Source organism: Herbidospora sakaeratensis (assembly GCF_001570525.1).
GTDB classification, from domain to species: Bacteria; Actinomycetota; Actinomycetes; order Streptosporangiales; family Streptosporangiaceae; genus Herbidospora; species Herbidospora sakaeratensis.
Genome location: NZ_BBXC01000011.1, coordinates 515,158 through 531,144, shown reverse-complemented (window position 1 = coordinate 531,144; position 15,987 = coordinate 515,158). Strand labels below are relative to the sequence as shown.

Sequence of the window (15,987 nt, the reverse complement as noted above, 5' to 3'; positions counted from 1 at the left end):
GCCGTAACGCTGCGACACATGCTCAGTCGCTCGGTGACGCAGCAGTACCCGGAGGTCAAACCCGACCTGCCGCCCCGATCGCGCGGCGTGATCGCGCTGGTCGAGGAGAACTGCACGTCATGCATGCTCTGCGCGCGCGAGTGCCCCGACTGGTGCATCTACATCGACTCCCACAAGGAGACCCTGCCCGCACCCGAGGGCGGCCGGCCCCGGCAACGCAACGTGCTCGACCGCTTCGCGATCGACTTCTCGTTGTGCATGTACTGCGGGATCTGCATCGAGGTCTGCCCGTTCGACGCGCTCTTCTGGGCCCCGGAGTTCGAATACGCCGAAGGCGACATCCGCAACCTCCTCCATGAGAAGGACCGCCTGGGCGAGTGGGTCGCCGGGGTCCCCGCGCCCCCGCGCCACGAGGCCAACGCGGAACCTCCGAAGGAGGTGACGGCGAGCAAGCGCCCGGCCCGCGGCCCGAGCGGCGGCGGCGCGACCAAGCCGGAGCCGAGCGAGACGCCCCCGCCCGCGCGCGAGGAGGGCTCCGGCGAGGCGAAGCCGCGTCCGGCGCGTGACGTCCGTGCGATCCGGCCGCCGGGTCGGCTGCCTCAGGGTGCTGAAGGAGAGGGCGCCGGCGAGGTCAAGCCGCGTCCCGCGCGTGATGTGCGCTCGATCCGCCCTCCGGGGAGGCTTCCTGACCGGACGCCCGGTGAGGAGTCGGCGGCTCCGGAGGAACCTTCGGAAGGATCGCGGCCGTCAGAGGAGCCGCCCCGGAGGCCCCGGGCGCCTCGTGACGTGCGGTCGATCCGGCCGCCGGGGCGGCTGCCCGACCGGCCCGCCGGTGGTGAGGGTGCCCCTGGTCCATCCGATGCGGGCGAGCCGGAAAGCGGGGAGCGGCCCGATGAGGAGGGGCCGTGAACGGCGTCGACTTCTGGCCGCCGTCCACGCTTGAGGTCGTCTTCCTGCTGCTCGGGCTGGTCGCCGTGGGGTCGGCGCTGCTGGTGGTGACGACGCGGCAGCTGGTGCACGCCGCGTTGTGGCTGGTGGTCTGCTTCGGGGCCCTTGCCGGGTGTTATCTCGTGCTGACGGCCGAGTTCGTCGCCTGGGTGCAGGTGCTGATCTACGTGGGCGCGGTCGTGGTGCTGCTGCTGTTCGGGATCATGCTGACCCGGGCGCCCATCGGCCGGAGCGACGACCTCGACTCCGGCAACCGCGTGGTCGCGGCCGTCGTCGCCGTCGCCACCGCCGGGGTGCTGGTCGGTGTCGTCGTGGGCGGGTTCCAGCACGCCTACGCCGAGCTGCGGCCGGGCGCCGGGTCGGCCGAGGAACTGGGCGCGAGCATCTTCCGTAACTGGGTGCTGCCGTTCGAGGCGCTCTCGGTGCTGCTGCTGGCCGCGCTCATCGGCGCGATCGTGTTGTCGCGCACCGACATCAAAGGGCGGCGCTGATGCACGTCGTCTATCCCGCCGTCGTGGCCGCGCTGCTCTTCTCCGTCGGCGTGTACGGCGTCCTCGCCCGGCGTAACACCATCCTCGTCCTGATGTCGGTCGAGCTCATGCTCAACGCGGTCAACCTGAACCTGGTCGCCTTCGACGTCTGGTTGCGCGACGTGCTCCACTCCGGCCAGGTGCTGACCCTCTTCGTGATCGTCATCGCGGCCGCCGAGGTCGGGATCGGGCTGGCCATCGTGCTGGCGGTATTCCGCACCCGCAAGGCCATCGAGCTCGACCGGCTGCGCGAACTGGGGGAGCCGTGATCGCGTCTCTCGTGGTGGTGCTGCCGTTCGCGGGAGCCGTACTGGGCCTGCTGTTGCCGCGCCACCCCCACGGCCGCAGCCCGGCCGACAACCTGGCCGCCAACAAACGCGCGGCCTGGTTCGGGGTCGTGCCGACCGCCCTGTCGACGGCCCTCGTCGGCTGGCTGGCCTGGGAGAACACGCCGTCGACCAGTGTGCTGACCAAGATCGACACCGGCGGGATCGCGATCACCGTCGGGCTGGAGGTCGCCGAACTGTCGGTGCTGACGGCGATGCTCGTCGGCGTGGTGGCGCTGGCGGTGCAGGTCTACTCGGTGGGCTACATGCGGGGCGAGTCCCGCTATCCGTCCTTCAGCGCCTTCATCAGCCTGTTCACCAGCGCGATGCTGCTGGTCGTGTTCGCGGCCGATCTCCTGGTCCTGTACGTCGGCTGGGAGATCATGGGCCTGTGCTCCTACCTCCTGGTGGGCCACTGGTGGGAGGAGCGGGCCAACTCGCGGGCCGCGATCAAGGCGTTCCTGGTGACCCGCCTGGGTGACGTCGGCTTCCTGTTCGGCATCTTCGTCCTGGGCTTCGCGGCCGGTTCGTTCCGCATCGCCGACATCATGGCCGCCGACATCCCCGAGCCGACGCTGGTCCTGGCGACGCTGCTGCTGCTCGCCGGGGTGGCCGGCAAGAGCGCCCAGGTCCCGCTGCACACCTGGCTCCCCGACGCGATGGCCGGCCCGACCCCGATCAGCGCCCTGATCCACGCCGCGACCATGGTGGCGGCGGGCATCTTCGTGGTGGCCCGCCTCTACGTGCTGTTCCCGCAGCCCACCCTCGACGTGCTCGGCGTCGCCGCCGCGATCGGCATGCTCGGCGCGGCCCTCGCGGCCTTCGCCCAAAACGACCTGAAACGGGTGCTGGCCTACTCGACCATCAGCCAGCTCGCCTACATGGCCGCCGCCCTGGCCGGAGGCGCCCGCGACGCGGCCGTCTTCCACCTGGTCACCCACGGCGCGTTCAAGGCCCTGCTGTTCCTCTGCGCCGGCGCGGTCATCCACCACGTGGGCTCCAACCTGCTCGGCCACATGGGCGGCCTGCGCCGGTCGATGCCGGTGACGTTCACGACCATGACCATCGGCTACGCCGCCCTGATCGGCCTGCCCCCCGCCAGCGGCTTCTTCAGCAAAGACGCGATCCTCTACGGCCTGGAGCGCTCGTCCAGCCCCATCCAGCTCGTCCTCTACGGTTCGGCCCTGCTGACCGTCGGCGTGACCGGCGCCTACGCGACCCGGGCGTGGCTGATGACCTTCTTCGGCACCGGCAAGATCCAGGCCCTCCCCGAACCCGCCCCCGGCACCGCCCACGTCTTCGACGGCAGGGAGGCCCCGCTGTCGATGTTGTGGCCGATGGGCGTCCTGGCCGTCCCGGCCCTCCTCCTCGGCTTCACCGACGCCGGCGAGTTCCACCTCGCCCCCGCGGTGACGGCGTTGGCCGTGGCACTGCTGGGCGCGGCCTTCGTGTACGTGATCTGGCGCGGCGCGCCGGAACGCGACCCGGCCCGCCTGCTGGGGCCCTTCCGAGACCCGTGCGAGCAGGCGTTCTACGTCGACCGGCTGTACGCGGCGGTGTTCGTCCGCCCGGTGCTGGCGCTGGCCCGGGGCGTGGTGCGCACCGACGACGACGTGGTCGACGGCGCGGTGCGAGCGACCGGCCGGGCGACGGTCGGTCTGTCGGGCCTGACCCGCCACCTCCAGAACGGCAACGCCCAGCTCTACGTGACGGGCGTGCTCGCCGGGGTGCTGCTGATCGCGGTCGGGGCGGTGGTGCTGGGATGACCTTCCACCTGCCTTCTCCCCTGGCCCGGGTGCGGTTCGCGCGACGTGGCGGCTTCCGCGTGGCGGGGCGGTGTTCGGCGCGTTTGGCGGGTTTCGCCTTGAAATTGGACAGGTCCGCCCTGGTGCTGGGTGGGGTGGTGAGGGCGTGAACGTGCTTCTGGTCGCGTTGCTGGCCCTTCCTCTGTTGGGGGCGCTCGCGTTGCTCGTGCCGGGGCCGCTTGGGGCCGTGGCCGTGCGGTTCGGGCTGGTTGTGTCCGGGGTTGTGCTCGCGGTCGCCGTCGCCGTGGCGGCCGTGTTCGACTACTCCGACGCCGGGACCATGCAGGGCACCGTCGACCTCGCCTGGATTCCCTGGCTCGGGGTGCGGTTCCATCTCGGCGTCGACGGGATCTCACTGCCGCTCGTTGTCCTGACCGCGTTGCTGACCCTGCTGTGCCTTGTTTATCTGGCCGGGCATCGGCCGCCGCGGGCCAGGGAGCTCGTCTTCGCGCTGCTGGTGCTCGAGCTCGGGATGATCGGCACGTTTCTCTCGCTCGACCTGCTGTTGTTCTTCGTGTTCTTCGAGGTCGTGCTGATCCCCATGTACTTCGTCATCGCCGTCTGGGGTGGCGAGGGGCGGCGGCGGGCGGCGTACAAGTTCATTCTCTACACGCTGCTCGGGTCGGCGGTGCTGCTGGTCGGGCTGCTCTACGTCTGGGCGCAGACCGGCACCCTCGACATGGTCCGGCTGGCGGCCGAGCACCCCATGAGCCGGACGGCGCAGATCCTCGCGTTCACCGCCATCGGGCTCGGGCTGGCCGTCAAGACGCCGATGTGGCCGCTGCACACCTGGTTGCCCGACGCGCACACCGAGGCCCCGACCGTGGGGTCGGTGCTGCTCGCGGGGGTGCTGCTGAAGATGGGCACCTACGGGTTCGCGCGGGTGGCCATCCCGATCCTGCCCGAGGGGGCCGCGGCCGTCGCGCCGTGGCTGGGGGCGTTGGCCGTCGTCGGCATCGTCTACGGCGCGCTGGCGTGCCTGGCGCAGCGTGACCTGAAGCGGCTGATCGCCTACTCGTCCGTGGGGCACATGGGGTTCGTGCTGCTCGGGTTCGCGACGCTCACGCCGGTCGGCATCAACGCCGCCCTCTTCGGGAACGTCGCCCACGGGCTGATCACCGGTCTGCTGTTCTTCCTGGTGGGGGCGTTGAAGGAGCGGCACGGCACGTCCGACCTCGACCGGCTCGGGTCGGGGCTGCTCGGGCGGCTGCCCTATGTCGGGTCGCTGCTGACGTTCGCGTGCGTCGCGTCGCTCGGATTGCCCGGGCTGGCGGGGTTCTGGGGCGAGATGCTCGCCCTCCAGGGAGCCTACGAACCGGCCGCCGGGTTGCCCCGGGGGTTGTTCCTCACGTTCATGGTGATCGGCGGGCTCGGGGCGGTGCTGACGGCGGCCTACTTCCTGGTCATGTTGTCGCGGCTCACCCACGGGCCGTGGGGCGGGCCGGGGCCGGCCATCCACGACGCCACCCGGGTCGAGCTGACCGCCTGGGTGCCGCTGGTCGTGCTCATCCTGGTGTTCGGGTTGTGGCCGTCGGCGTTGCTCGGGCTGACCACACCGGCCGTCCACGCGCTTCTGGGGGTGCCGTGATCCAGTCGATCGACTACTGGGCGATCGCCGCGCCCCTGATCCTGGCGCTGGCCGCCGGGCTCGTCCTGCTGCTCGACGCGTTCCTGCCCGCCCGGCCCGGCGTCCGGACCGCCCTCGGCTGCGTCACCCTGGCCTCCCTGGTGGCGGCGTTCGCCGTGGTGGCAGCCCAGCGGGGTGTGCGGGAGACGTTCTGCGTGCCGTCGGTCGGCTGCTCCTACGTCGTCGACGCCACCACCGTCGTGTTCGCGGGGCTGGCCCTCGGGGCGGGGGCCGTCGTGGTCCTGCTGTCGATGGGGCAGCTCGCGCAGGGCGACATCCCCGTCGGGGAGTGGTATTTCCTGCTGCTCGCGGCCCTGGCCGGAGCGGTCACCCTGCCCGCGTCGCGCGACCTCATCATGCTGGTCGTCGCGCTCGAACTCGTCTCGTTGCCGGTGTTCGCGCTGACCGCGCTGCGCCGCTACGACGGCCGCGGGGCCGAGGCGGCGCTGAAGCTGTTCGTCGTCTCCGTCGTCTCCACGGCCGTGATGCTCTTCGGCGTCAGCCTCCTCTACGGCATCACGGGGGCCGTCCACCTCGACGCGATCGCGGCGGCGCTGGCGCAGCCCGAACGCCCGGGAGCCGGGCCCGTGGTGGCGGTGGGAGCCGTCATGGTCGTGGCCGGGTTCGGGTTCAAGATCGCTGCGGTGCCGTTCCACTTCTGGGCGGGCGACGTCTACCAGGGCGCGCCGATCCCGGTCGCGGCCCTGCTGTCGGTCGTGTCGAAGGCCGCAGGGTTCGCCGGGCTCATCCTGGTCCTCACCCAGGCCCTGCCGGGCGAGTCGGCCACCTGGACACCGATCGTCGCCGTGCTGGCCGCGCTGACCATGACCGTCGGCAACGTGCTGGCGCTGCGGCAGACTCATCCCGTCAGGCTGCTGGCCTGGTCGTCGGTGGCCCAGTCGGGATACGTCCTGGCTCCCATCGCGACCACCGACGCCCAGGCCGCCACCGCCTACCTGGTCTTCTACGCCGCCATGAACCTGACCGCCTTCGCCGTGGTGATGGCCGTCCCGCACGACACCCTCGACGGCTACCGAGGTCTGGTCTCCAGCCGGCCGGTCGCCGGGCTGGCGCTGGCGTTCGCGCTCATCTGCCTGGCCGGGCTGCCCCCGGGCCTCGCCGGGTTGTTCGCCAAGGTCGTCGTCTTCCGTGAGGTCGTCGCGGGCGGGCTCGGCTGGCTCGCGGTGGTGATGGCCGTCAACACGGTGATCGGCCTCTACTACTACATCGCCTGGACCGCCCGCCTGTTCACCCCCGCCGACGCCACGCGGCCCGCCGCGTCCACGCCGGCCTGGATCGCGGTCGGGGTGGCCACGGCCGTGGCGGTGGGCTTCTCGGTCGCCCCCCAGCTCGTCCTCGCCACGCTGGGCTGACGTTCGGGACGGGAACGCCCAAACGTCCGCTCACGTTGGAGGGGAGGAGCGGGAGGAGGTGGACGATGCGGAGAAACGGGACGCGTACGGCGGGGGTGCTGGGCGCGTGCGCCGTGCTGATCGTCGTGGTCGCGGGGCTGCTCGGGGGAGTCACCGGCCTGATGGCGGGGCTGCCGCTGGCCGGGGTCACCGTGTGGGTGGCCTACTTCTTCTCCGATCGTTTCGCCCTCGCGGCGCTCCGCGCCCGGCCCGTCGGCGAGGTCGAGCACGCCGCCCTCTACACGATCGTGCGGGAGTTGTGCACGCAGGCCCGCCGCCCCATGCCCCGCCTGTACGTCTCCCCGCTGGCCCAGCCCAACGCCTACGCCACCGGCCGCACCCCGCGGAAGTCCGCCGTCATCGTCACGCAGGGTCTGCTGACGCTGCTCGACGAGCGGGAGCTGCGTGGTGTGATCGGGCACGAGCTGGCCCACGTACACAACCATGACACCCTGCTCGCCTCGGTGGCCGGCGCGCTGGCGACGATGTTCACCACGTCGGGCTACCTGGGCCCGGTGTTCGGGGTGCGCCGCGCCGACGACGAGACCCCGGCCCCGCTGACCCGGTTCGTCGCCGCGCTGCTCGCGCCGATCGCGACCAGGCTGGTCAGGCTCGCGCTGCCGCCCGACCGCGAGTTCGCCGCCGACGAGGCGTCGGCGCGGATGACGGGCGACCCGCTCGCCCTCGCGTCGGCGCTGCGCCGGATCGACGCCAGCAACCGGGCCCGGCCGCTGCCGCGCAACGGCCGGATCGCCAGCGCCAGCCACATGTTGTTCGCGGGTCCGTTCGCGACCCGGCCGACCACCGCCGAACGGGTCGCCAACCTCGAACGGCTGCGCTAGCTGCGGCGATGCGCCGGGTCGGTCTCGCCGGGGTGCAGCCCGAACAGGCCGTCGATGCTCTCCCGGAGGCCGCTCGACCGCTCGAACTGCCGCTTCTTCGAGCCGGCGAGCTCGTGTTGGTCGTCGAGGAGGGTGCGGTCCTCCTCGAACGCCATGAACGGCACCGAGTAGCCGCACGAGTCGGAGATGCGGTCGCAGCTCACCACGATCACCGACCGGACGGCCGGATGCGGCCCGAAGTTCTTCAGCAACGCCTCGAAGCGGCTGTCGCCCGGGGTCACGACCTCGCCGGAGCCGTACAGGCGGACGATCTTCGGCGGCCCGGAGAACGCCGCGAACATGATGGTGATGCGGCCGTTGTCCCGCAGGTGGGAGATGGTCTCGACGCCGCTGCCGTCGAGGTCGAGGTAGGCGACGGTGGTGTCGTCGAGGATGGCGAAGGTGTCGGCGTAACCCTTGGGGGACACGTTGACATGCCCGCCACTCTCGGGGGCGGTGGCGACGAAGTAGACCGGCTGTGAGGTCACGAACTCCCGCAGCCGGTCGTTGATCACGTCATATTGTTTGCCCATGACCGGACGATAACTCCGATCATTCGCCCGGCAGCCACCATATCCACAGGTTGGACCGCAGGCTCCAGGTGTCGACCTTCGTCAGCTTCCCGGTGTCGACGTCGATCGTCCGCAGCCCGCCGCCGAGGACGTCGCCGTTGGCGTTGTTCCGGTACGTCCAGAGCAGCAGCCGGTCGGAGGTCTGCCAGACCAGCTTGTTCGCCCGCTCGCCCTTCGGCATCGTGAGCTTCACCGGCGGCCCGACGGAGTCGGACGACAGGTCGTAGGTCCGCACCGCGGCCTGACGGCCCTCGATGAACACCGCGACCGAACGCCCGTCGTCGGCCAGCGCCAGCGGGTAGTTGTCGTCGACGACCTGCGGCACCTCCTGGCTGTTCAGCTCGCCGTCGGCGTCGTAGGAGGAGAAGATCGTGGTGTTCTGGTCGGAGGTCTCGGTCACCATCACCTTCGACCCGTCGCCGCTGAACCCCTGGAGGGCCGCGTCGAAGGGCAGCGTGTAGTAGCTGCCCGACGCCACGTCGACCACCTTCGTGGGCTGCTTGCCCTGCACGTAGTCGATGGCGAGCTGCTTCCCGTCGTACGACAGCAGCGTGTCGACGTCGTTGATGAGCAGCCCCTTCGGCAGCTTCGCCGCCGCGCCCCGGACCGGATGGACCTTGCCGCTCACGAGGTCGCGCACCACCAGCTTCTTCGTCGACGCCGTGAAATAGGCGACGCGCCGCCCGTCGCCGCTCAACGCCGGCTGCAGCGAGGTCTCCCGGTTGACGCCCCCCGACGCCGTGACCTGGTAGACCTGCGCGTCGGGAATCGACGTCGTGCTGCCGTCCCGGCGGGAGACCATCCAATCCCCGCAGGGCACCGTGTAGCCGGCCTTGGGGCACGACTTCAGCCAGACGTACCGGGCGGGCGAGGAGGCGGCTCCCGTCGACGCCTCCGCGACCGCCACCGGCGACACCACCGCGAGCGCCGTCAACACGGCCGCCGCGTATGCACGCTTCTTCATGTGCGTTCCTTTCGTCACCGGAGTAGATGCCGGAACCGGCGCGGAAGTTGGCAGGGAATCGGTATCCGGCATGAGGGCGACCCACTTGTGATGGAATCTGGCGAATGGAACGCGCACGCCAGTTATTGGGCGATCTCCTCATCGCCGTCACACTGGTCGTCGTGGTGGTCGGCGTCTATCTCGGCACCCACTACGAGATCAGCGACGAGGTGGTGCCCTACGACGGCGCCTACACGCCTCTCGCCGGTGTCATGATGCCCCGCGCCTACGAGTCGGTCCTGACGCTCAGCTTCGACGTGAGCGGCGGCCTGCTGCTGCGCCAACTCCACCACCAATACGGGACGATCCTGCTGGTCGGCCTGGTGATCTGGGCCGTGCTCGGCCGCTTCCGCTACGCCCTCCCGGCGTTCGGTCTCGCCCTGGCCGCCGCCTTCTCCGGCTGGCAACTCGGCGAGGGCAACCCGCCCGTGGCGCTCTGGTTCGCCGGCCACCTCGCCGCGACTCTGGCCATGGTGACGGTTCTCGTCGTGTCGTCGCGGCGTGAGGCCAGAGAGAAACCGATTTCCGTCGGGTACGTGGCCGGGGTGCTCGGCCTGCTGGTGGCTCTGGCCATTTTCTGACGATGACACGATTACGACAGTTCGTGGGCGACGCCCTGATTCTGCTGACCTTCTTGGGTGCTTTTACGGGTGAGTCGTATTTCCTGCCGTTCGGCGGCGAAATCGTGTACGGGGGGTCGTACGCGCCGCTGCAGAACGTCCCCCACGTGCCCGAGCCCATGCCGCGGGTGTCGGTGGACGTCTGGGCGTTCGACCTCGACCGGGGCGGGATCCTGTTCTACGGCCTGATCCTGTGGACGGCGCTGGGGCGATACGTACACGGCACGGCGGCCTTCTCCCTGGCGGTGGTCGCGACCTTCACCGCCGTCCTGCCCGGCTGGTACGTGTTCCACCTGCTGGCCACGGCGGGACTCGGGGCGGTGCTGGCCGACGCGTCCCGGCGCGAGCGGGCCCTCAGGTCAGCGGTTCCCCGCCGTCGACCCGCAACGTCACGCCCGTGAGGAACGGGTTGGTCATCGCGAAGACGACGGCGTCGGCGATGTCCTCGGGCGTGCCGATCCGCCGGGCCGGATTCCGGGTGCGCAGCCCCGTGAAGTAGGCGTTCTTGCCTTCCTCGCCCATGGAGTCCCAGATCCCGGTGTCGATCACTCCGGGAGAGATCGCGTTGACGCGGATCGGCCCGAGTTCGAGCGCCAGCGACCGGGCGAGAAAGTCGACCGCGCCGTTGGTGATGGCGACCCCGAGATAACCGATGGCCGGCTTGAACGCCGCGACCCCGGAGAACAACACGAACGACCCGCCTTCGGCGATGTGCGGCGCGAAGTGCTTCGCGACCATGACCGGCCCGATGACCTTCGTGTCGAACGACCGCCGCAACGCCTCCCGATCGAGCTCACCCAGCCTGCCCCGGGCCCGGGCGGAAGCGGTCGAGACGACGTGGTCGACCCGGCCGAGGCGTCGCGCCAGCGCGGCGATGCTGTCGTCGTCGGTGACGTCGACGTGCTCGGCGGTGATGCGCTCGTCGTCGTAGGCGTTCCCGAGGGCTTCCTGGTCACGCCCGGCGACGACCACGTCGGCCCCGTGGGCACGGGCGGCGAGGGTGACGGCATGGGCGAGCCCACTGCCACGGCCGATCACGACGACGGTGCGGCCGTCGAGCGAGGATGACATCCCGGTGCCCTTTCGCTGGTCGCTTTCGACCGTAACGAGAGGGGGAGAGGGCGGGGGTGTGGCGGGCGGACGGCTGGGATGGTTTTTAGCCGAAGGTCGGAAATGCCTGACCCGCTCGGCCCAGGGCCCGCACCTGGCATGACTCCGGAAAGGACTCGGGGCACATGGTCGCCTCAAGATCGGCGACCGTGTGCCCCGAATGTGCCCTCTGATCTTCGGCTGAACACAAAGATGCAGGTCAGCAGGCCAAAGACCAGCGGTGTTAACGGTAGTTCTTGAACTGCAGCGCGATGTCCAGGTCTTTGCCCTTCAGCAGGGTGATGACCTCCTGCAGGTCGTCCTTCTTCTTGGAGCTCACCCGCAGCTCCTCGCCCTGGATCTGGGCCTTCACGCCCTTGGGCCCCTCGTCGCGGATCATCTTGGAGATCTTCTTCGCGTTCTCCTGGTCGATGCCCTCCTTGAGGGCGACCATCAGCCGATATTCCTTGCCGGAAAGCTTCGGCTCACCCGCGTCGAGGACCTTCAGGGACAGCCCGCGCTTGATCAACTTCTCGCGGAACACGTCGAGGACCGCGTTGGCCCGCTCCTCGCTGTTCGCCTTGATCTCGATGTCCTTCTGCCCGGACCAGGAGATCTCCGCGCCCGTGCCCTTGAAGTCGAAGCGGTGCCCGACCTCTTTGACCGTCTGGTTCAGCGCGTTGTCGACCTCCTGGCGGTCGATCTCAGAGACAACGTCGAAACTGCTATCGGCCATCGGTGTCCGTGTCCTCTCTACGTTCCTACCGACCTTAGCCGCCTCATGACCACTCGCGGCGCCACCTCGATCCCGAGCTCCCGTTCATGTGCTACGAGGGCTTCGAGTTCGGGTCCCCACTCGGCGGAGTCGAGGACGTGGAAGCCGCGCCTGGCGTACCAGGGGGCGTTCCACGGCACGTCCCTGAACGTCGTCAGGGTGACGTGGCCGAGGGCGCAGACGGCTTCCAGCAGCGCCGTGCCCAGGCCTTTTCCCTCGTGTACGGGATGCACCGCCAACTGGTCGAGATGCACATGACCGTCCACGCCGCCCACGAGAGCGAAGCCCACCGGGGGACGGCCGGTCACGTAGACACGCGCGGGGTCGGAGACCTCTTCGATCATGGTGGTGCCGGGCGGGAAGACGATGCCCAGCGGGGCGAACCGCGCGTCGGCGGCCAGTTCGATGGCGGCCAGGCCGGGCAGCTCGGCGGGGGTCGGATGTCTGATCACATCGGCCATCATGGGCGACGGACGTCTGGGACAAACCGATGTCACGTGTACGGCGTGAGTCCGCTATTCTCTTACCTGTCGCCGCCGAGAGGCGGATGACACGGCAGGTTGCCCGAGTGGCCAAAGGGAGCGGACTGTAAATCCGTCGGCTAAGCCTACCCAGGTTCGAACCCTGGACCTGCCACCAGCAGGAAGAACGGCCCCCGATCAGCACGCTGATCGGGGGCCGTTCCCGTTTACGAAACCCACGCCTGCACGGCGATCCCCCTCAAATCAGCCGGGCCGGCGACCAGTTGCGCGACGACCGTCGCCGTACGCCCGTCCGACAGGCCGATCTCCACCGTCGCCTCCCGACCCTGCGCCACCAGCCGCACCGCGGCGTCCTCCAGCGCGAGCCGGTCGCGGAACGGCAGGTCCGAGGGCACGGAGGCCGGTACCGCAGCGGGGGACCGCGAGTTGAGGAACCGCGTGAACAGGGCCCGCTCACGGCTGGCACTCAGGTCGACCAGGTTCTGCTCGACCTCCTCGATCGCCCGCCGCATCATCGGCTTCACCTGCGCGTTCATGCGTTCGCTCACCGCGGCGATGCACAGGGCCCCTTCTATCCGCCCGGTCAGAGGGTTGCGCACGGGGCTTCCTACGGCGTCGAACTGCTGGAATTCGTCCCACAGGTGCTCGCTTCCCGACACCAGGGAGGTTCGCCGTTCCACCAGCGCGGAGGCGGCGGCGTTGGTGCCGATGTCCGACTCGGCGTAGCTGAAGCCGGGAAGGACGCCGAGGCCGTCCACCGTCCTCTGCATGGACGCCTCGCCCAGGAAGCGCCGGGTCAGCGCTCCGGAGGCGTCGGTCAGGAACAGGCCCGAGGGGGTGTCGGCGATCTCGATCTGGAGGCGGTCGAAGACGGGCCGCGCCGCGCGCACCAGGATGCTGTCGAGGTCCAGGTCGTCGAGCAGGCGGGCCCTGACGGCGCCAGGAATCAGACCGGCGTCCTGACAGCGCCGCCACGAATTCAGGATCGGTGCGCGTACCGCCTGCTCCGCGGAGGTTGTGCTCAAAATCAACTCCATGATCTCGCCTGTGGCTCACGGCGATGCCAAGAGCCGTCGCAACATTTCACGTTAAATCTGAATAGTGAGAACAATCGCCATGGGTTCGGTAATGGACGGGCAAAGAAACGTTTCACACGGCCGGCAGACGGAGGACGAAGCGGGCCCCGTGCGGGACCGCGTCCTCGACGTGGAGGGTGCCGTGGTGGGCGCGGGCGATGTCGCGGGCGATGGCCAGGCCGAGGCCGGTGCCGCCGACGTCGCGGCTGCGGGCGGTGTCCAGCCGGGTGAAGGGCTGGAAGATGTGCTCGCGGTCGGTCGCGTGCACGCCCGGGCCGTCGTCGGTGACGCTGAGTTCCGCGACGTCGCCGGTGCGGCGCACCCCGACCGTGACGCTCCGGGTGGCGTGCCGCTGCGCGTTGTTCAGCAGGTTGTTCAGCACCCGGCCGATCTGAATCGGGACGGCCTCGGCCAGCACCCCGGGAGCGAGGTCGAGCCGGGCCGGGTGCGGGTCGCCGATCCGGCGGGCCATCTCGTCTTCGACGAGTTCGGCCAGGTCGACCGGTTCCAGGGCGGTGAGCGGCGTGGCCTCGTTCCGGGCCAGCGAGAGCAGGTCGGTGAGGATGGCCTGCAACCGGTCGACGTCGGTCAGCGCGTGGCTGAGCAGGTCGGCGAGGTCGGTCTCGTCGGGGTGGAGCTGGGCCTCCTCCAGCTGGACTCGCAGTCCGGCCAGCGGGGTGCGCAGTTCGTGGGAGGCGTCGGCGGTGAAGCGCCGCTGGTGGTCGAGGGAGTGCCGCAGTGACGCGGTGGCGTCCTCCAGCTTCGCGGTGATCGCGCGTTCGTGGGTGTACCGGCGGGCGTTGTCGACGCACACCGCCGCCCGGTTGACCAGTTCCTCGGCCAGGGCGAGGTCGTCCTCCTCGAACACCCTCCGGGCCTGGGAGCGGAAGAAGCTCACCACCCCGAGGGTGCTGCCGCGGGCCCGCATCGGCACCGCGATCAGGCCCGCCACCGGTTCCAGCACGGACTGCTCGGCGGCGACACAGTAGGCCTGCGGCGTGGAGGGCGGCAGCTTGATCAGGGTGCCGACCGGGTCCAGACCCGCATGTTCCTGTACGCCCGCAAGAGCGACCCGGCGCAGTCCCTCGTCGGTCGATCGGGGCTCCTCTCCGCGCAGCACCCGGTCGGACAGGTCGACGCCGACGTGGTCGGCGAATCGCGGCACGGCGATCTCGGCCAGTTCCTCGGCGGTCCTGGTCACGTCCAAAGTGGTGCCGATGTGCTCACCGGCGGCGCACAGCAGGTTGAGTCGTTCCCGCGCCTGCAGGGCCAACCGGCCGATGCCCGGCTCGCTCACGGCGAGCAGCCACCTGCCGGTCACGGGAGCCGTCCCGTCTCCGTCGTACTTCGAACTCGCCACCTGCGCGATCTCCGTCCTCTGGGATCGACGCCTCGACGAGATCTGCCGTCCGGGTCGATGTGCATTGGTCAGTAGCGCCCTCGGCCGGGCCTACCGGCCGACAATTCACGCGAGGAGCGGCAGATCTAAAGATACCAGTCACTTCCTTTCCTTCTATTCGTATCTACTCAACCTTGACAAATGACCCGTAATTTTGCCAATTTAAAAGGAATTACTCATTGTCCAGACGGAGGTTGCGGATGATCCGGGGCGAGCGGCACGACGGGTGCGCCATCGTTCACGTGACCGGGGAGTTCGGCGGCGATCGCCTGCTGGGCCTCCGGCTCCGTGACACGATCGCCGATCTGGCCCTGCCCGATCCGCCGAACGTGGTCGTCGACCTGTCGGAAGTGGTCTCCTGGGACGCGCGGGGCCTCGGCGCGATCCTCGCGACCGCGAAGCGGGTGTTCGCCGCGGGCGGCGTACTGAAGATCGCGGCGGCTCCGGACGACTTCTCGGCGTACTGCGCGCACGCGAGAATGCCGTGGACCTTCCACGAGACCGTCGAGGCGGCCGTCGCGGATTTCCGATCGGCCCGCTGAGCCCCGTCCCCACCTCACCTGATGTACTGGTGGACCTTCGAAGGCGGGTCTGAAAGGGCGAGGAACGACGTGAAGCTGATCCACTCTGGAAAAGTCCGGGACGTCTACGAAGACCGGGGCGACATCGTCCTGGTCGCCTCCGACCGGGTTTCCGTGTACGACGCCATCCTGCCGACCCCCATCCCCGACAAGGGCAAGGTGCTGACGCAGTTGTCGTTGTGGTGGTTCGAGCAGCTCCAGGACATCGTGCCGAACCACGTGATCTCCGCCACCGACGTCCCGGCCGAGTTCGAGGGCCGGGCGGTGCGCTGCAAGGCGTTGAAGATGGTCCAGGTGGAGTGCATCGCGCGTGGTTACCTGGCCGGCTTGGGCCTCAAGGAGTACGAGCGCGACCAGGCCGTGTCCGGCATCGAGCTCCCCGAGGGCCTGCTCGAAGGCTCGCGGCTGCCCGAGCCGATCTTCACGCCCACCACGAAGGCCGCGCTCGGCGCCCACGACGAGTTCATCACCTTCGCCGACGTCGTCGAGCAGGAGGGCCGCGAGGTCGCCGAGAACCTCCGCGACGTCACGCTCAAGGTCTACGAGCGCGGCGCGGAGATCGCCCGCGAGCGCGGCGTCGTCATCGCCGACACGAAACTGGAGTTCGGCTGGGACGCCGACGGCGTGCTCACCCTCGGCGACGAGGTCCTGACCTCCGACTCCTCGCGGTTCTGGCCGCTGGACGAATGGCAGCCGGGCCGCCCGCAGTTCGCCTTCGACAAGCAGTTCGTCCGCGACTGGGCGACCGGCACGGGCTGGGACAGGCAGGCCCCCGCTCCCGAGGTGCCGCAGGAGGTCGTCGACGTGACCCGCGCGCGCTACATCGAGGCGTACGAGAAGATCACCGGCCGCAGCTGGTAG

Annotated in this window: 18 protein-coding genes and 1 tRNA gene; 12 read left to right on the top strand and 7 right to left on the bottom strand. The window is 69.8% G+C overall.

The annotated features are described in order from the left end of the window. Positions 1–18: 18 nt before the first annotated feature. The 7 genes from AW271_RS38580 to AW271_RS18540 all read left to right on the top strand — a co-directional run bounded on the left by AW271_RS38580 (position 19) and on the right by AW271_RS18540 (position 7,490). On the top strand, positions 19–909 hold the full coding sequence (locus AW271_RS38580) for a 4Fe-4S binding protein (protein ID WP_083976808.1): 891 nt from the start codon (positions 19–21) through the stop codon (positions 907–909). Next, the gene (locus AW271_RS18565) at positions 906–1,439 is read left to right on the top strand and encodes an NADH-quinone oxidoreductase subunit J family protein (protein WP_062338419.1); all 534 of its coding nucleotides are present in this window, start codon (positions 906–908) and stop codon (positions 1,437–1,439) included. The genes AW271_RS38580 and AW271_RS18565 overlap by 4 nt, the downstream gene beginning before the upstream one ends. Then, positions 1,439–1,747, top strand: coding sequence for an NADH-quinone oxidoreductase subunit NuoK (gene nuoK / locus AW271_RS18560; protein ID WP_062338417.1), 309 nt, complete (start codon positions 1,439–1,441; stop codon positions 1,745–1,747). Before AW271_RS18565 ends, nuoK begins: the two co-directional genes overlap by 1 nt. Further along, positions 1,744–3,570 carry an NADH-quinone oxidoreductase subunit 5 family protein gene (locus AW271_RS18555; RefSeq protein ID WP_062338416.1) on the top strand — a complete coding sequence of 609 codons (1,827 nt, stop codon included), beginning with the start codon at positions 1,744–1,746 and terminating at the stop codon, positions 3,568–3,570. The genes nuoK and AW271_RS18555 overlap by 4 nt, the downstream gene beginning before the upstream one ends. 145 nt (positions 3,571–3,715) lie before the next feature. Beyond that, positions 3,716–5,197 (top strand): complex I subunit 4 family protein, encoded by a 1,482-nt coding sequence (locus tag AW271_RS18550; RefSeq protein ID WP_062338414.1) that lies wholly within the window; start codon positions 3,716–3,718, stop codon positions 5,195–5,197. Next, positions 5,194–6,609, top strand: a complete 1,416-nt coding sequence (locus tag AW271_RS18545) for an NADH-quinone oxidoreductase subunit N (protein WP_062338412.1) — start codon at positions 5,194–5,196, stop codon at positions 6,607–6,609. Before AW271_RS18550 ends, AW271_RS18545 begins: the two co-directional genes overlap by 4 nt. 65 nt (positions 6,610–6,674) lie before the next feature. After that, a complete protein-coding gene (locus AW271_RS18540) occupies positions 6,675–7,490 on the top strand; it encodes a M48 family metalloprotease (RefSeq protein WP_062338409.1) in 816 nt (271 codons plus the stop codon). Here the strand turns inward: AW271_RS18540 and AW271_RS18535 are convergent. Further along, positions 7,487–8,062 carry a pyridoxamine 5'-phosphate oxidase family protein gene (locus AW271_RS18535; protein ID WP_062338407.1) on the bottom strand — a complete coding sequence of 192 codons (576 nt, stop codon included), beginning with the start codon at positions 8,060–8,062 and terminating at the stop codon, positions 7,487–7,489. The two genes, AW271_RS18540 and AW271_RS18535, sit on opposite strands and share 4 nt — an antisense overlap. Positions 8,063–8,081: 19 nt before the next feature. Then, positions 8,082–9,065 carry a TolB-like translocation protein gene (locus tag AW271_RS18530; RefSeq protein ID WP_062338405.1) on the bottom strand — a complete coding sequence of 328 codons (984 nt, stop codon included), beginning with the start codon at positions 9,063–9,065 and terminating at the stop codon, positions 8,082–8,084. 104 nt (positions 9,066–9,169) lie between these two features. Here AW271_RS18530 and AW271_RS18525 point away from each other — a divergent pair, with 104 nt between their 5' ends. After that, the gene (locus tag AW271_RS18525) at positions 9,170–9,685 is read left to right on the top strand and encodes a hypothetical protein (protein ID WP_157554349.1); all 516 of its coding nucleotides are present in this window, start codon (positions 9,170–9,172) and stop codon (positions 9,683–9,685) included. A gap of 2 nt (positions 9,686–9,687) precedes the next feature. Continuing rightward, positions 9,688–10,125, top strand: a complete 438-nt coding sequence (locus tag AW271_RS18520) for a hypothetical protein (RefSeq protein WP_157554347.1) — start codon at positions 9,688–9,690, stop codon at positions 10,123–10,125. Here AW271_RS18520 and AW271_RS18515 read toward each other — a convergent pair. The 3 genes from AW271_RS18515 to AW271_RS18505 all read right to left on the bottom strand — a co-directional run bounded on the left by AW271_RS18515 (position 10,079) and on the right by AW271_RS18505 (position 12,049). Beyond that, positions 10,079–10,795 carry an SDR family oxidoreductase gene (locus tag AW271_RS18515; RefSeq protein ID WP_062338399.1) on the bottom strand — a complete coding sequence of 239 codons (717 nt, stop codon included), beginning with the start codon at positions 10,793–10,795 and terminating at the stop codon, positions 10,079–10,081. The genes AW271_RS18520 and AW271_RS18515 overlap by 47 nt on opposite strands. Positions 10,796–11,057: 262 nt before the next feature. Further along, positions 11,058–11,549, bottom strand: a complete 492-nt coding sequence (locus tag AW271_RS18510; protein WP_062338397.1) for a YajQ family cyclic di-GMP-binding protein — start codon at positions 11,547–11,549, stop codon at positions 11,058–11,060. Between the two features lie 17 nt (positions 11,550–11,566). Then, a complete protein-coding gene (locus AW271_RS18505; protein ID WP_062338619.1) occupies positions 11,567–12,049 on the bottom strand; it encodes a GNAT family N-acetyltransferase in 483 nt (160 codons plus the stop codon). 93 nt (positions 12,050–12,142) lie between these two features. Here AW271_RS18505 and AW271_RS18500 point away from each other — a divergent pair. Continuing rightward, positions 12,143–12,227 (top strand) — tRNA-Tyr (locus tag AW271_RS18500). 49 nt (positions 12,228–12,276) lie between these two features. Here the strand turns inward: AW271_RS18500 and AW271_RS18495 are convergent. Both AW271_RS18495 and AW271_RS18490 read right to left on the bottom strand, forming a co-directional pair. Beyond that, a complete protein-coding gene (locus AW271_RS18495; RefSeq protein ID WP_157554343.1) occupies positions 12,277–13,095 on the bottom strand; it encodes a sigma-54-dependent transcriptional regulator family protein in 819 nt (272 codons plus the stop codon). 124 nt (positions 13,096–13,219) lie between these two features. Further along, a complete protein-coding gene (locus tag AW271_RS18490; RefSeq protein WP_062338393.1) occupies positions 13,220–14,506 on the bottom strand; it encodes a sensor histidine kinase in 1,287 nt (428 codons plus the stop codon). Positions 14,507–14,724: 218 nt separating this feature from the next. Between AW271_RS18490 and AW271_RS18485 the strand changes: the two genes are divergently transcribed. Beyond that, positions 14,725–15,087: an STAS domain-containing protein gene (locus AW271_RS18485; protein ID WP_157554341.1), complete on the top strand. Its 363-nt coding sequence runs from the start codon at positions 14,725–14,727 to the stop codon at positions 15,085–15,087. Between the two features lie 21 nt (positions 15,088–15,108). Then, positions 15,109–15,987 (top strand): phosphoribosylaminoimidazolesuccinocarboxamide synthase, encoded by an 879-nt coding sequence (locus AW271_RS18480; protein WP_218008085.1) that lies wholly within the window; start codon positions 15,109–15,111, stop codon positions 15,985–15,987.

Bases quoted from the DNA above. Each gene is read 5' to 3' on its own strand.
- AW271_RS18480 (WP_218008085.1), top strand. From the start codon at position 15,109: ATGTACTGGTGGACCTTCGAAGGCGGGTCTGAAAGGGCGAGGAACGAC.
- AW271_RS18520 (WP_157554347.1), top strand. From the start codon at position 9,688: ATGACACGATTACGACAGTTCGTGGGCGACGCCCTGATTCTGCTGACC.
- AW271_RS18530 (WP_062338405.1), bottom strand. From the start codon at position 9,065: ATGAAGAAGCGTGCATACGCGGCGGCCGTGTTGACGGCGCTCGCGGTG.
- AW271_RS38580 (WP_083976808.1), top strand. From the start codon at position 19: ATGCTCAGTCGCTCGGTGACGCAGCAGTACCCGGAGGTCAAACCCGAC.
- nuoK (WP_062338417.1), top strand. From the start codon at position 1,439: ATGCACGTCGTCTATCCCGCCGTCGTGGCCGCGCTGCTCTTCTCCGTC.
- AW271_RS18515 (WP_062338399.1), bottom strand. From the start codon at position 10,795: ATGTCATCCTCGCTCGACGGCCGCACCGTCGTCGTGATCGGCCGTGGC.
- AW271_RS18510 (WP_062338397.1), bottom strand. From the start codon at position 11,549: ATGGCCGATAGCAGTTTCGACGTTGTCTCTGAGATCGACCGCCAGGAG.
- AW271_RS18535 (WP_062338407.1), bottom strand. From the start codon at position 8,062: ATGGGCAAACAATATGACGTGATCAACGACCGGCTGCGGGAGTTCGTG.
- AW271_RS18505 (WP_062338619.1), bottom strand. From the start codon at position 12,049: ATGGCCGATGTGATCAGACATCCGACCCCCGCCGAGCTGCCCGGCCTG.
- AW271_RS18540 (WP_062338409.1), top strand. From the start codon at position 6,675: ATGCGGAGAAACGGGACGCGTACGGCGGGGGTGCTGGGCGCGTGCGCC.
- AW271_RS18525 (WP_157554349.1), top strand. From the start codon at position 9,170: ATGGAACGCGCACGCCAGTTATTGGGCGATCTCCTCATCGCCGTCACA.